This is a genomic window from Rhodococcus sp. RCBS9 (genome assembly GCF_029457415.1).
Lineage (GTDB): Bacteria > Actinomycetota > Actinomycetes > Mycobacteriales > Mycobacteriaceae > Rhodococcus_F > Rhodococcus_F qingshengii.
This window is the reverse complement of sequence record NZ_CP120422.1, coordinates 816,918-831,086: the sequence shown is the minus strand read 5'-3', so window position 1 is coordinate 831,086 and position 14,169 is coordinate 816,918. Positions and strand designations below refer to the sequence as shown.

At 63.5% G+C, this 14,169-nt stretch carries 11 protein-coding genes; 7 read left to right on the top strand and 4 right to left on the bottom strand.

The features are described from left to right. Positions 1–37 precede the first annotated feature (37 nt). Both P0M12_RS03830 and P0M12_RS03825 read left to right on the top strand, forming a co-directional pair. Complete coding sequence (locus P0M12_RS03830; RefSeq protein WP_162113678.1) at positions 38–973, top strand: 4-(cytidine 5'-diphospho)-2-C-methyl-D-erythritol kinase; 936 nt, start codon at positions 38–40, stop codon at positions 971–973. Then, the gene (locus P0M12_RS03825; RefSeq protein WP_003946255.1) at positions 973–2,781 is read left to right on the top strand and encodes an ABC-F family ATP-binding cassette domain-containing protein; all 1,809 of its coding nucleotides are present in this window, start codon (positions 973–975) and stop codon (positions 2,779–2,781) included. The genes P0M12_RS03830 and P0M12_RS03825 overlap by 1 nt, the downstream gene beginning before the upstream one ends. Here P0M12_RS03825 and P0M12_RS03820 read toward each other — a convergent pair. Next, on the bottom strand, positions 2,778–3,275 hold the full coding sequence (locus P0M12_RS03820) for a TetR family transcriptional regulator (RefSeq protein ID WP_277377460.1): 498 nt from the start codon (positions 3,273–3,275) through the stop codon (positions 2,778–2,780). The genes P0M12_RS03825 and P0M12_RS03820 overlap by 4 nt on opposite strands. A 287-nt stretch (positions 3,276–3,562) precedes the next feature. Between P0M12_RS03820 and P0M12_RS03815 the strand changes: the two genes are divergently transcribed. Then, positions 3,563–4,801, top strand: coding sequence for an HNH endonuclease signature motif containing protein (locus tag P0M12_RS03815; RefSeq protein WP_277377459.1), 1,239 nt, complete (start codon positions 3,563–3,565; stop codon positions 4,799–4,801). Positions 4,802–4,923: 122 nt separating this feature from the next. Here the strand turns inward: P0M12_RS03815 and P0M12_RS03810 are convergent, their stop codons facing one another. Next, the gene (locus tag P0M12_RS03810) at positions 4,924–6,414 is read right to left on the bottom strand and encodes an acetyl-CoA acetyltransferase (protein ID WP_277377458.1); all 1,491 of its coding nucleotides are present in this window, start codon (positions 6,412–6,414) and stop codon (positions 4,924–4,926) included. A gap of 139 nt (positions 6,415–6,553) precedes the next feature. On the opposite strand from P0M12_RS03810, the gene P0M12_RS03805 reads away from it, so the two are divergent. After that, complete coding sequence (locus P0M12_RS03805; RefSeq protein WP_277377457.1) at positions 6,554–7,378, top strand: AraC family transcriptional regulator; 825 nt, start codon at positions 6,554–6,556, stop codon at positions 7,376–7,378. Between the two features lie 42 nt (positions 7,379–7,420). On the opposite strand, the gene P0M12_RS03800 is transcribed toward P0M12_RS03805, so the two are convergent. Next, positions 7,421–9,178 carry an ABC transporter ATP-binding protein gene (locus tag P0M12_RS03800; protein WP_193595072.1) on the bottom strand — a complete coding sequence of 586 codons (1,758 nt, stop codon included), beginning with the start codon at positions 9,176–9,178 and terminating at the stop codon, positions 7,421–7,423. Then, positions 9,175–10,833, bottom strand: a complete 1,659-nt coding sequence (locus P0M12_RS03795) for an ABC transporter ATP-binding protein (RefSeq protein ID WP_257207855.1) — start codon at positions 10,831–10,833, stop codon at positions 9,175–9,177. The genes P0M12_RS03800 and P0M12_RS03795 overlap by 4 nt, the downstream gene beginning before the upstream one ends. Before the next feature lie 257 nt (positions 10,834–11,090). Between P0M12_RS03795 and P0M12_RS03790 the strand changes: the two genes are divergently transcribed. Genes P0M12_RS03790 through fepG form a run of 3 tightly spaced genes read left to right on the top strand, consistent with a single transcriptional unit; the run spans position 11,091 to position 14,148 of the window. Then, positions 11,091–11,978: a siderophore-interacting protein gene (locus P0M12_RS03790; RefSeq protein WP_235808371.1), complete on the top strand. Its 888-nt coding sequence runs from the start codon at positions 11,091–11,093 to the stop codon at positions 11,976–11,978. Beyond that, positions 11,975–13,102, top strand: coding sequence for a Fe(3+)-siderophore ABC transporter permease (locus P0M12_RS03785; RefSeq protein WP_003946222.1), 1,128 nt, complete (start codon positions 11,975–11,977; stop codon positions 13,100–13,102). Before P0M12_RS03790 ends, P0M12_RS03785 begins: the two co-directional genes overlap by 4 nt. Then, positions 13,099–14,148 (top strand): iron-enterobactin ABC transporter permease, encoded by a 1,050-nt coding sequence (gene fepG, locus P0M12_RS03780; RefSeq protein WP_003946259.1) that lies wholly within the window; start codon positions 13,099–13,101, stop codon positions 14,146–14,148. Before P0M12_RS03785 ends, fepG begins: the two co-directional genes overlap by 4 nt. Positions 14,149–14,169: the final 21 nt, after the last annotated feature.

Below are 14,169 nucleotides of genomic sequence, written 5' to 3'. Positions count from 1 at the left end.
TTCGCCCAGGTGTTCGCAGCGCCTATTGTTGTTCCTTGTGCTCTCCGTCGTTCCACGCCCCGTAGTCGTCCGGGCCCCGTCCAAGGTGAATCTCCACCTTGCCGTCGGGGACCTGCGAGACGACGGCTATCACGAGCTGACGACGGTTTTTCAGGCATTGTCGCTGGCAGACACCCTCACGGTGACGCCTGCGGACACCTTGACCGTGCGGGTGATCGGCGACGACGCCGCGGCCGTGCCGACCGATCGCACCAACCTCGTGTGGCGTGCCGCCGAGATGCTCGCCGTCGAGGGTGGCGTGGCCCCGAACGTCGAGATAGTCATCGAGAAAGGCATCCCCGTCGCAGGCGGAATGGCCGGCGGGAGTGCCGACGCAGCCGCCGCTTTGGTTGCGCTCAACGCTTTGTGGAAGCTCGACTTCTCGCGGCCTGATCTCGACGCTTTTGCGGCACGCCTCGGGAGTGACGTTCCGTTCTCGCTGCACGGTGGCACTGCCCTCGGAACCGGCCGCGGCGAACAACTTGTCCCCGTCTTGACCCGCCACACTTTTCACTGGGTGTTGGCGCTGGCCAAGGGCGGCTTGAGCACACCGGTCGTGTTCCGCGAGCTGGACAAGCTGCGGGCAGAAGGCTCCCCGAAACGGGTGGGGAGCGCCGATGCGTTGATCCAGGCACTGACCACGGGTGACGCTCATCTGCTTGCGCCGCTGCTCGGCAACGATCTGCAGGCTGCGGCACTCTCACTCAACCCGGATCTACGACGGACGCTTCGAGCGGGCGTCGAAGCCGGAGCTTTGGCCGGCATCGTCTCCGGCTCCGGACCGACATGCGCCTTTCTCTGCGCCGACGCACAGTCCGCGGTGGAAGTGAGCGCAGAACTTGCGGGAGCGGGGGTGTGCCGCACCGTTCGCGTGGCGAGCGGACCCGTTCCCGGAGCACGAATACTCGACAATGCGGCAAAGGGACAGCACTGATGGCGAATCTGATCAATCTGGAAAACGTGTCGAAGTCTTTCGGCGTCAAGCCGTTGCTCGACGGGGTCTCCCTGGGCGTCGAGGAGGGCGAGCGCATCGGCGTCGTCGGCCTCAACGGTGGCGGTAAGACGACCATGCTCGAAGTCCTCGCGGGTGTGGAGCAGCCGGATTCGGGACGCGTGAGCCGCGTCGGCGGATTGCGTATGGCCGTCGTGACGCAGCGCGGTGTGCTGCCTCCCGGCTCCACTGTCGGTGAAGTGGTCCTGGGGCCGCTCGGAGTGGCGCAACACGAATGGGCCGGCGACGCGCGCATCCGTTCGGTGCTCTCGGGTATCGGCATCGACAACTTGGGCGCCGGCGGCGAGCGGTCCGCATTGGACGCCAAGGTCGACGGCCTGTCCGGCGGTGAGCGTCGCCGCGTGGCTCTCGCTGCGGCCCTGGTTCAGGACCTCGACCTGCTGGTGCTCGACGAGCCCACCAACCACCTCGACGTCGAAGGTGTTCAGTGGTTGGCCGAGCACCTCGTCTCGCGTCGCAGCGCGCTTGTCGTCGTGACCCACGATCGCTGGTTCCTCGACACCGTCGCCACCCGCACCTGGGAGGTTGTCGGCGGCGGCGTCGAAAGCTACGAGGGTGGCTACAACGACTGGGTGTTCGCTCGCGCCGAGCGCTCGCGTCAGGCTGACGCTTCCGAAGAGCGTCGACGCAACCTTGCGCGCAAGGAACTCGCATGGCTGCGCCGCGGTGCGCCGGCCCGTACGTCCAAGCCGAAGTACCGCATCGAGGCCGCAGAGGCCCTGATCGCCGACGTTCCGGCACCTCGTGACGCGGTCGCTCTTGCGTCGTTCGCGCAGCGTCGGCTCGGCAAGGTTGTCATCGAACTCGAAGACGCGCGTCTGGAGACTCCGGACGGCCGTGTACTCGTCGAGGATCTGACCTGGCGTCTCGCTCCAGGTGAGCGTGTAGGCCTGGTCGGTGTCAACGGCTCGGGCAAGACGACTCTGCTGCGGACTCTGGCCGGCGAACTCGAGCCTGCCGCCGGAAAGCGCATTCAGGGGCAGACCGTCCACATCGGTTGGCTCAAGCAGGAACTCGACGATCTACCGACCGACATGCGCGTACTTGACGCGGTCAAGGATGTAGCCGAGCGAATCACGCTGGGAGACAAGGAAGTATCGGCGGGTCAGCTGGCTGAGCGGTTGGGCTTCACACCGGCGCGTCAGCGCACCCCAGTCGGTGATCTCTCCGGTGGTGAGCGCCGACGTCTGCAGTTGACACGTGTCCTCATGGCCGAGCCCAACGTCCTGCTTCTCGACGAGCCGACCAACGATCTCGACATCGACACGCTTCAGCAACTCGAAGATCTGCTCGACGGCTGGGCGGGCACCATGGTGGTCATCTCGCACGACCGGTACCTGATCGAGCGCATCTGTGACACCACCTGGGCGCTCTTCGGTGACCGCAAGCTCACCAACCTGCCCGGTGGTATCGAGGACTACCTGCGTCGGCGCGCAGCAATGGGGGATGGCGACAACCCGTCGGTGGCTTCGACGGCGAGTGGTGCGTCGAAGAGCAAGCAGGTCCGCGACGGCGCCGCGGATCGCGCTGCACGCAAGGAACTTTCGAAGCTCGAGCGGTCCATTGCGAAGTTCGACGACCGAGAGAAGAAGCTGCACGCTTCCCTCGCCGACGCGGCCACCGACCCGGACAAGCTGCAGAAACTCGGCGCAGAACTCAAGCAGGTCATCGCCGACAAGGAAGCCGCCGAAGAGCAGTGGATGGAGCTCTTCGCCGAGCTGGACGGCTAGGGGAACTTCGCTGCGAACCTCTTGAAGATTCGCTCGGGATCCAGGGTTTCCGGAGCATGCCTGCGCAGCAGTGCGTCCAGAACGAGCCCGTCCAGTGCTGCGACGAACTCCGTTGCATCGGACGAGGTCATGCCGCGTTCGACCAGGATGTCGACAAACCGATCCCGACCACGCACCAGTTCCACTGCGAGGTCGGGATCGTGGAATGACGCGATGATCAGTTCGTAACGCGCCCGAGTGCGGCCGGATTCAGGCCCCAGCCACCGGGCCACCTGTTGCTTCGGCGTCTCGCCTGGGCGAGGAAGATCGCCGTCCAGAAGGTGTCGCACCACCTCGACTATCAGTCCACGTTGATTTCCGAAGTAGTGCCGTGCGCTGCCGTGTGGCACGCCCGCCTCGTCTTCGACGCCTCTCATCGACCAGGCTCGAAACCCAACCCGGCCCAGCAGGTCGAGCCCGGCGTCCAGAAGTGCTTCTCGAGTCGATTTCTCCACGCAGAGAAGATACCGTGATATCCTCTTCTCCGCTTGGAGAATTTCTCCGCACGGAGAAGTGGCCGGTGGGTCGAACTGATTGGGGTGAAGCGTGGTCATCTTTTTCGACATCCTGCTTGTGCTGTGCGTTGTTGCGATTGTGTGTTTCGCGGGATACGTACTCTATCGCGTCGTCTTTGACGGCTAGCTGAATGGTGATGTACTTCAACAGGTCTCGAGTCTTCAGGTTCCCGAAGTTGTCCGGTTTGTCTCTGGTTATCGAAAGTATGTTCGATTAAACTTTGAGCATGGACAGTCGGGAAGCGTGGCAGCTGGATGGCGAGGACCTCAAGAGTGAGGTTCTGGATCTGGTGCGCGCCCGACACGAATTGCAGTCGCGGATGGTGTTGCTGATCGTGGAGATGTTTTCCCGTGAGGTTCTCGGCGGGAAGGGTTTTCGGGCGATCGCGCAGTGGTTGCATGGTTCGACGAATCTGGAGATCGGTGAGTGCAGCCTGCTGGTCGGGTTGGCGCGGTTGTTGATGCTCGAACCTGTTGTCGCGGATGCATTCCATCGCGGTGACGTGGATGCGTTGAAGGCGCGGCAGGTGGCGTCGTTTTGTCAGCATCCGCCGAAGAACATGACGCCGGCGGATGTGGACAAGGCCCGCGGGATTCTGTTGGGGTTGGCGTCGAAGAACATCGCCGATTGTGATGCGGTGCGGGCAGCGATCCGGCGGATCGAGAAGCAGTACGGCAAACGCGAAGACGGCGTTCCGGTGGGTGAGGATTCGGAGCGTAACGAGTTCTACGCCTCGAAAGGGTTGTACGGGCGGGTGACCGTGAAGGGCGACCTGGATGCTGTGAACGGGGCACGTCTGATCACGTTGCTGTCGAGCCTGTCGGCGCCGACGCCGGAGAAAGACGGCGTGAAGGACGCCCGCACGCCGGCGCTACGACGGGCGGACGGGTTCTGCGAACTACTGCGGCGGTACGAGCGGGCGGGGTTGGGTCCGATCGAGGGCGGGGTTAAACCGCACATCACGGTGACTGCGTCGGCGAAAGATATGACAGACCTTAAAGTTCTGAAAGACCTCTTGCCGTCGACTCAGGAACTGGGTTTCGCGTGGACGGATTGGGTGGGCCCGATCAGTATCGACACCGCACGGATGTTGGCCTGCGACTGCACGGTCACCCGGATTTTGTTGGACGAGAACGGGGTTCCGCTCGACTGCGGCAAAGAAGCAAGGACCGCGACGGCGCCGCAGCGGCGGGCGTTGGCGGTTCGTGATGGTGGGTGCGCGTTCCCGGGATGCGGGACACCGTCGGGGTGGTGCGATGCCCACCATATTGTTCACTGGAACGATGGCGGCCCAACGGATCTCGACAATCTGATCTTGTTGTGCGGTCATCACCATCGGACGCTGCACCACACGGAGTGGCGGGTGGAGATCGGGCCGGATCGGAAGACGGTGTTTTATCCGCCGATGTCGGTGGATCCGTATCAGCAGCCGATCGGCGGGAACAGCCCACCCACGGCGGCGTGAATCGCGACAACTGAAGACGTGAGCACCGGGGCATCACCATGCCCCGGTGCTCACGGCTGTCTACTGTCAGAACGCTACTGTCAGAACGCTACTGTCAGAACGCTACTGTCAGAACGCTACTGTCAGAACGTGAGCGTGAGTCGCCCGTTCTCGTCGCTGATGTGAACAGTTCGCCCGATCGACGGAGGGTTGTCACCGCGAAGCTGGGTCAGTTCGGAGGCATTCTCGGGACCGGTGTGACCGGCGACGCGGCGGCCGTCCGGCGTTGCCGCGATCACGAACCCGATCTCAGGCTCCCCGGTGCGACCGTATTCGACAGAGGCAGTGACAATTTTTGCAGTGCCCTGGTAATCGGTGATCAGTTCCGGAGCCTCCGGGGTCAAAGCGCGTGCGTCGGGATCACCGACGTACCCGTCGGCATGAGCGGCGGACGACAGCAGTACGCAGTGCTGGTAGGTGAGGAATCCACCGTTGCCGTGGACGAGGGCAAGGTTCGCGCCGTCGCGAATTCGCCTGGTGACTTCAGCGACGGAATGCAGGGTGTAGCTGTTGAGCGGTCCGCCAAAGAACGAGTGTCCTCCGGTGACGCTTGGGATCGCGGTATCGGGAAGTCCGAGTTCGCGGATCAACAGCTTGGGCACGATCGGGAAGCAGCTGTAGGCATCGACGATGTCGAGTGCGTCGGCGCCGACTCCGGCACCGTCGAGTGTGCGATGTACGGCGTCATGCATCGCGGCCGAGCTGTCGAAGCTGTTGCGGCTGAGTATGTCCAACGGATCACTCGCACCTGCGCCGCCCCAGAGGTACACCAGCTTGTTTTCATCGATCCCGAACTCGCGGGCCGTCGACAACGAGCAGACGACAACGGCCGCAGCCTGATTGACGAAAGGCATGGCGTTGAGCATCAGCGGGTACGGCTCGGAGACCATCCGATTGCCGGGGCCGACGGTGCCGATCTCGTCTGCCGATCGGATCTCCGACGTCCAGGAGGCGGGATTCTTCGAAGCCAGTTCCGAGAACGCGGCGTACATCCGCGCGGACCAGTCGAGCGATTCACGGGCGTCGTGGCCCTCGGCAGCACTGAAACAGTTCTCGAAGAGCGGGTAGACACGAGTCGGCACGATGAAACCGGCGCGCTGCATTTCGGGGCTTCCCAGGTCGGTCGGATCGAATCCGGGAGGCCCACCGGGCGCGGCTGTCCACCCGATCGAGTCGGGGGCGACTCCGGACTTTCGCAGCGCGGTGCTGCTGGCGTGCGATTCGCCGCCCACGAGCAGAGCAGCCGAGGATTCACCGCGAGCGATGGCCGCGCCGATCCGATCGAGGAGCGCCGCGGGCCAGTGGCCACCGATCGGCGAGGTAGAGGTGACCGTGGGGGTCGCGCCTAATCGTGAGGCAAGCAGCCCGGGGAGATCGTCGTACGACCAGCTGACTGTCTTGATCGCGAACACGGAATCGATCTGTGTTCCCAGTTCAGCGTGTCCACTGTCGTTCAACGCGCCGACGGTGGCGTCGTGAATCAGATCGAGGGGTTCGCGGTGCCCGTCGGCAGGATTCCAGCGCAGATCGCCGACGCCGACGATGACCGGGATTCGTGATGCGTCAACCATCATGTACCTCTCGTTGCCGACCCGTAGCCGGGAGTTGCAGTCACGATATCGGGGACCCTGGTATGTGTAACTCTGGGGTCACAGTCAACAATTTCCGGGTTCCTATTTAGGTATGCCTAACGAAAGTCCTATACTCGTCTTCATGACAGCTGTGGCAGAGAGAATTTCGGTGCCCGTGGGGCCGCGTTCCATCGATCACCCCTACTCGATGACAACGGTGACTCTGAAGCTCTCTCATCAGCGGCAGTGGGCCCCGCATCGTCATCCTGAACATGAGCTGATCTGGGGAAACTCCGGTGGAATGCTCACGGTTGTCGCTGACGGCATCACTTGGGAGGTGCCGCCTTCGGCCGGACTGTGGCTGCCTGCCGGGGCGTTGCATGCCGTGAAGGCCGGTCCGGGTACGGAGTTCTTCTGCACCTACTTCCGGCCCGAGGCTCACGAGGCGCCGTCGGGTGTTCCGGGCTTGTTCGGTGTCAGCGCTCTCCTGCGTGAGGTACTCCTGCACATGCATCGGCGGAACATGCCCGACGAGGCGCGCAGTCGCGCCGAGCGGGTGGCCTTCGACATGTTGCAGCCGCTCGAAGTCGCTGCGGTGGAGGTTCCGATGCCGACCGATCCGCGAGCGTTGTTCGTCGCCGAAGCGTTGGTCGCCAATCCGGCAGACCAGCGGTCGCTGTCCGAATGGGCGCTGACGGCTGGCGGTAGCGTCCGTACGCTGACGCGTGTGTTCGCGCAGGGCACGGGAATGACTTTTGCGCAGTGGCGAATTCAGGTACGTGTCCGCGCAGCATTGACGTATTTAGCTGCTGGAGTGCCGGTTTCGGTTGTCAGTAGGCGGGTCGGATACGAAACTCCGAGTGCCTTTGTCGCAGTGTTCCGCCGGGTCACCGGCCGCACACCCGGCAGCATGATGAACAAGGGGAATGTGGCGCCCGAATCGGTGCCGTACCTTCTGCACGCTTGAGTTGGGTTGCACCGGGCGGAAGTGTCGGTGCAACCGTCGCGGTCAACTCCGCGGAGCGGACCACGCTTCCCACAGCTCCGCATACCGACCCCCGAGGTTGACCAACTCGTCGTGAGAGCCGTGCTCGACGACGCGGCCGTCGTCCATCACCAGGATCTGATCGGCGTCGACGGCCTGTGAGAGTCGGTGTGCCACTGTGACAGCAGTGCGACCCCGGGTCAGAGCGAGAGCGGCGTCGTCGAGGACCCTGGCTCCGGCGCTGCCCGCTTCGGCGGTCGCCTCGTCGAGAATCAGCAGCGGCGGATCCAGTAATTCGATTCTTGCCAACGCAAGTTGTTGTGCCTGTGTTGCGGTCAGCCGGTGTCCACCGTCCCCGACCACGGTTTCGAGTCCGTCCGGGAGAGCCCGCAGCCAATCCGACGCGCCGACGGTATCGAGCGCCGCGGTGATGTCGTTGTCGGTTGCCGACGGGTCGGCCAGCCGCAGATCCTCGGCCAACGTGCCGGCGAAGACGTGGACCTCCTGAGTCACGAGGGCCACCGCGCTCCGAGATGTCGACGGTGGCAGTTCGTTCCGGGGCACCGTCCCGATCTTCACGACGCCTTCGGTCGGTTCGTAGGTTCCCGCGATCAGCTTTGCGACTGTAGATTTTCCGGCTCCGGTAGCGCCCACCAGTGCGGTGACGGTTCCTGCCGGAATGGTGATGTCGATGTCTCGCAGAACAGGAGCGTCGCCGCTTCGGTACGAGAATGTGACGCGTTCCAAAGAAGCTGAGCTGTCGACAGGTTCCTGCGGATCGGTCGGTGCGGATGGCACGGGCGCAAGCGTGACTCCGACCAGGCGAGCCATCGCGATTGTGCCTTCCTGCAATTCGTCGAACACGCTGAGAACCGCGCCCACCGGATCGAAGAGGCGGTGGAAGAACAGGGCTGCGGCGGTGGCGGCACCGATGCTGATCTGACCGTCTTTCACCAGCCAGAAGCCGGTGATCAGCACAGCGGACAGGCCGATGAACTCCGCGATGTTGAGCCGGCCGAAGAACCTGGTGCGTAGACGCGTGGTCAACAAGCTCAGCCGGACGGCCGTCATCGATCGAGATTCGATCTGTTCGAGATGCGACTCGGCCAGGCGAAGCGATCCGACGGTGTCGGAGTTGCTCAGCGAGTCCAGGAGCTGTTGCGCACGTGCACCTTCTGCCTCCCGCTCCTCGCGGTAGACCGGTGCCGACCTCGAGAGGTACCAGCGCAGCGCCTGGATCTGGATGGGTGCCGCGATCACCGCGGCGACGGCGAATCTCCAATCGAGGCTACCCAATCCGATCAGGGTCAACACGATGGTCAGTGCCGCGGTGGCAAAAACCGGAAGTGCTTCGGATACGGCCCGGGTCACCAACCGCACGTCGCCGGTGATGCGGGAGACGAGATCTCCGCGCCCGGCCCGTTCGACGTCGCTCTGCGGAAGGTCGAGAACCCGGACGACGACTTCTTCGCGAAGGTCGGCGACAACGCGCTCGCCGACGCCGGCGAGCAGGTAGTTGCTCACTCCGACGAGAAGGGATGAGGCAACCGCGATACCGACCAACGCGAGAGTCAGCGTGCCGATGCGAGAGACAGCGTCGCCGTCTGCGTCGGTCACGGCGTCGACCATGGCGCCGAGGACCAGCGGTGTGAGCAGACCGATCGCGGTCGCGGCGGTCAGGGTGACGACTGCTGCGATCGCGGAAATCCGGTGGGGTCCCATCAACCGAAGTGCCGCGCGGCGCGCTTGTTTCGGTGTTGCGGTGGGGAGTAGTTCGTTCACAGCTCGATCACCCGATCGCAGATATCGAGCAGCACGGGGCTGCTGGTCAGAAGTATTGTGGCGTGCGCCCCGCGTACCTCGGCGATCCCGCGAGCAATGCGCGCTTCGGTGACGGAGTCGACGGCAGTGGTGGGATCGTGCAGGACCAGGACGGGAGCTTCGCTCGCCAGTGCCCTCGCCAACGCGATGCGCTGACGCTGACCGCCGGACAAAGAATTCCCTTGCTCGGTGACTCGGGTTGCGAGGCCGAGCGGCAGTGCCGAGATCACTTGATCTGCCGCAGCAGCGGCGATGGCCTCGTCGTTGCGGCTGCCGATCGGTGCGAGGGCGTCGATGTTGTCGCCGACTGTGCCGATGAACAGTGCCGCGTCGTGCGGTGCTGCCAGAACGTGAGTGCGAAGTTCGTCGATGTGCAGCTCGTGAATGGCGTTGTCGCCGAGATGAATTGTTCCGCTCGAAGGCTCGATTCGACGCGCCAGTGCGTCGACCAACGCATCCGCCCAGGCGGCATTCTCGGTGACGATGCCGATGATCTCGCCGCGTTTGACGTCGAGATCGACTGGTGACGCTCCGGCCAACACGACGTCGCGCAGCGTCAGGAACTCGGAGTGATTCAGGGACACAGGTTCACCCGCGGGAGTCACAGCCTCGGTGGTCCCGAGAAGTGCTGCGACGCGGTTGGCGGAAGCACGCGCCCGTGCCAGACCGGCGCCGAAGTAGATGATGTCGATCAACGGACCCCGAAGGAACTGTGCCAGACCAACCACGGCAACGAATTCACCGACCGAGATGCTCCCGGACGCTGCCATCCGTCCGCCCACGTACGCGATGACGGCGAGGAAAGCGCCGGCGATCGCAACGTTGGCGGCGGAGTACATCGCTTGGTATCTCTGTGCGCGAAGGGTTGCTTCCAACGAAGTCCGGCTGGCTCCCCGATACCGCTGCGCTGCAGCATCTCCGGCGCCGATTCCGGAGAGGATTCGGAGTCCGGAGAGTAGATCTGCGGCTAGCGCGCCGGCCTTGGCGCCCTGCCACTGATCGGTTTCGGCTCGGCGTTCGAGCGGCCGACTGACCACCTGCATGAGAGCCAGCACCGGGGGAGTGCCGAGGATGACGAGCAGGCCGAGTGGCACCGAGATCACCAGTAGCGAAATCGCGGCGGTCAGCACTCCGCAGGCGGCCGCAAGTTTGGTGCTCAGCGTGTGCGTGAATCCGGCCACCGAACCCGCGTCGGATGTTGCAATCGAGTAGACCTCGCCCGGCATACGCCGCGGCGACATGCCGTGCGGATCGAGGCCTCGGCGCGCGATGTCCATCCGCAAGCGATGTGCTCCGTGCTCGGTGACGGAATCGGAGATGCGCGCCGCGAAGCGCCAACTGAGCAACAAGCCGGTGAAGAGAATTCCGAGAACGAGGATCCACTTTCCGAGTGCGGCGGCATCGTTGGTCGCCACAGCACGGTCGATGACCGCACCGATCACCACCGGCACCAACGCTTCCGCGACCTGGTGGCCGGTGAAGCCGACGGACGCGGCCGCCAGCTTGGCTCCGCGACCTTCGGAAGCGATCGCGCGTGTGATTACCTGACGCGGCGTGATCGCCGGGCTGGTTGGGGGACCGTTTGTCTCGGCCGAAAGAAGTGGTGTCGAAGGCACTGGGTCCACGCTAGGGATCGTGGGCGGTAGTCAGAAGTCACACCGGTGCCAATACTTGTCGTGAACAGGCCATACGTATTGCGTTGGCCGAATTGCGATAGTAGTTGGCCCCGTTGCATCGGAGAAGGCATCGACTCATCGACGACACTGCAATAAATTAAGGTCTACCTTACTTAGCACGGGTTAACTATGTCCGGAAGTCGGATAGATCCTCGTGTTCGGGTCCGGTTCATGTTCCATCGATGTTGGAGATTGTTGTGAGTCTTGTGTTCGGCGAGGTACTTCACAAGGAGTACGTGACCCCGGGAATGGTTCGTATCGTGTTCGGTGGGGAGGAGCTGACCGCCTTCGAAACCACCGGTACCGGTGACGAATACCTGCGCCTCCACTTCCCGGTCCCGGCTACAGGCAAGTTCGTTCTTCCGGCGGAAGATCCGGATGCACCGCGCGGTTGGCGATACCCGGAGGGAGCGGAACCGTCCCCGTGCCAGCCGTACACCGTGCGACGGTTCGATTCCGAAACCAGCCGCATGACGATCGACTTCGTCGTTCACGAGGGTGGTATCGCCAGCGACTGGGCACAGAAGGCCGAGATCGGTGACAAGTTGGCGATCGGCGAGTCTCGTGGCCTCTACGAGCCCCCGGCCGACGCACGTTGGCAGGTGTTCGTCGCCGACGCGACTGGACTCCCCGCACTCGGGCGCTTGATCGAACAGTTGCCCGCCGGGATGTCGGCCAAGGCGATCGTCGAGGTGGTGGACGAGTCTCACAAGCAGCAGATCACCTCGGACGCCGACGTCGAGTTCATCTGGCTGGTCGGCAGTGGCAACGGTGTTGCACCGTCGAAGTTGCCGGACGCGGTTCGCGCGATGAACTTGCCCACCGAACTCGGATACGTGTGGGTTGCAGGCGAGAGCACGATGCTCCGTGACATCCGCAAGTACCTTCGCCACGAACTGAAGTTGCCGGGTGAGCAGTACAAGGTCATCGGCTACTGGACGTACAAAGCCGAGGTGTGGAACGCGAAGTACGAGGCCCTCGACGAAAGTGTCCGCGCGGCACTCGATGCGGCTTGGGAATCGGACCGCGACGAGGAAGAGATCCGCGACGAGGTCGAGAAGACTCTAGAGAGCGCCGGCTTGTGACCGTTGGATTCGACAAGAGTGCTGTCGACAGCGGTGCGGCGGACAAGAGTGCAGTCGACAAACACACCGAAGAACTGATCGACGAGTCGCTGCACGAGAAGCAGAAGCAACCGGACGGCCTGGTATCGACCAACTCTCGTCGTATGGCGGGTCTTCTGGTGTGTCTGGTGGTGCTCGCCGCCGTGCTCCTGCTGAGTATCGCGGTGGGATCGAAGACCATTCCGTTCGGGACCGTGATCGACGCGCTGGTGAACTACGACGACTCGAACGATCACGTGATCATCCGTGACCTGCGACTACCGCGTACTCTGCTCGGTCTGATAGTCGGTATGGCACTGGGTGTGGCCGGTGGCCTCATCCAGGCGATGACACGAAATCCCTTGGCTGATCCCGGAATTCTCGGTGTCAATGCCGGCGCGGGCTTCGCGATGGTCGTTGCCGTCGCGGTCTTCGGCTTGACCAGCATCTGGTCGTACATATGGTTCGCTTTCCTCGGAGCGGTGATAGCCACAGCGATCGTCTACACGCTGGGCTCGATCGGTCGAGGTGGTGCGACGCCCATTCGGCTGACGCTTGCCGGTGTTGCCATCGGCTCCGTGCTCGGCGGTATCTCGTCCGGGATCACCTTGCTCAACCCGACCGCCTTCGACCAGATGCGCCAGTGGAATGCCGGCTCACTCAGCGGGCGTTCGTTGGAAATCGTTCTCGCCGTCGCACCGTTCATTCTCATCGGGCTCTTCCTGGCGCTCGCGTTGGCGCGCCAACTCAACGCGGTGGCCCTGGGTGACGATCTGGCACGTTCGCTCGGTGCCAACATCACTCGTACTCGCATCCTCGGTGTCATCGCGGTGACATTGCTGTGCGGCGCGGCGACAGCTGCGGCCGGGCCGATCGGATTCGTCGGATTGATGGTTCCGCACGTCGCGAGATGGTTCGTCGGACCGGATCAGCGATGGATTCTCCCGTACACGTTGGTGTGCTCGCCGATTCTTCTTCTCTTCTCCGACGTCGTCGGCCGAATCGTGCTGCGCCCGGGTGAACTTCAGGTCGGCATCGTCACGGCCTTCATCGGCGCTCCGGTGCTGATCATGCTGGTGCGTCGAAGCAAGGTGAGCGGTCTGTGAGCATCGATTTCGGGCGCGCCACCACGGTGGTGCGCTCACCCAAAGAAGGCTGGTCCGCGCGGATCGACGTCCGCACGGTCACAGTCTGCCTCGTCCTCGTTGCGCTTGCATTGGCCATCGGTGTCATCGCGCTCGGTAGTGGTGACTACCAAGTGCCGATCGGGGACGTCCTCGGTGCACTGTTCGGCGAAGCCCCCGCGCGTATCCACATGGTCGTCGTGGAATGGCGTCTGCCCCGAGTTCTGTTGGCGCTGATGCTCGGTGCGGCGCTCGGTATGAGCGGTGCGATCTTCCAATCGCTGACCAGGAACCCGTTGGGTAGCCCGGACATCATCGGCTTCAACTCCGGTGCGTACACGGGCGCTCTGGTGGTCATCCTCCTCATCGGTGGTACTTACTACGAGATCGCAGTCGGTGCTCTGGTGGGCGGAATCGCCACCGCAGCAGTTGTTTATCTCCTTGCGTACAAGCGAGGTGTGCAGGGATTCCGGTTGATCATCGTCGGTATCGCCATCAGCGCGATGTTGGGCTCGGTCAACACCTGGATGATCCTCAAGGCGAAACTTGACGACGCCATGGCTGCCGCAGTGTGGGGTGCCGGTTCGTTGAACGGACTCGGCTGGACTCAGGTGTGGCCGGTGGTCGTCGTGCTGGCCATCCTCGTTCCGCTGATCCTGGTGTTGGGCAGGCGGATGCAGATGCTCGAGATGGGCGACGACGCCGCCAAGGCGCTCGGCGTCCGGGCCGAACCCACGCGGCTTTCCCTGGTTGTTCTCGGCGTCGCCCTGACGGCCATGGTGACAGCAGCGGCCGGTCCCATCGGGTTCGTCTCGCTGGCGGCTCCGCAGTTGGTGAGGCGATTGACCGGTAGTGCCGGAGTGACCCTGCTGCCGTCGGCAGCAATGGGTGGCGCGTTGCTGATGGTCAGCGACTGGGTGGCGCAGCGAGCTTTCGCGCCGACACAGTTGCCGGTCGGCGTCGTCACCGTCTCCATCGGTGGCATCTATTTCGTATGGCTTCTCGCGCGAGAGGCACGTAAGCAGTGATCGGTGAAGGAACGAGGAACA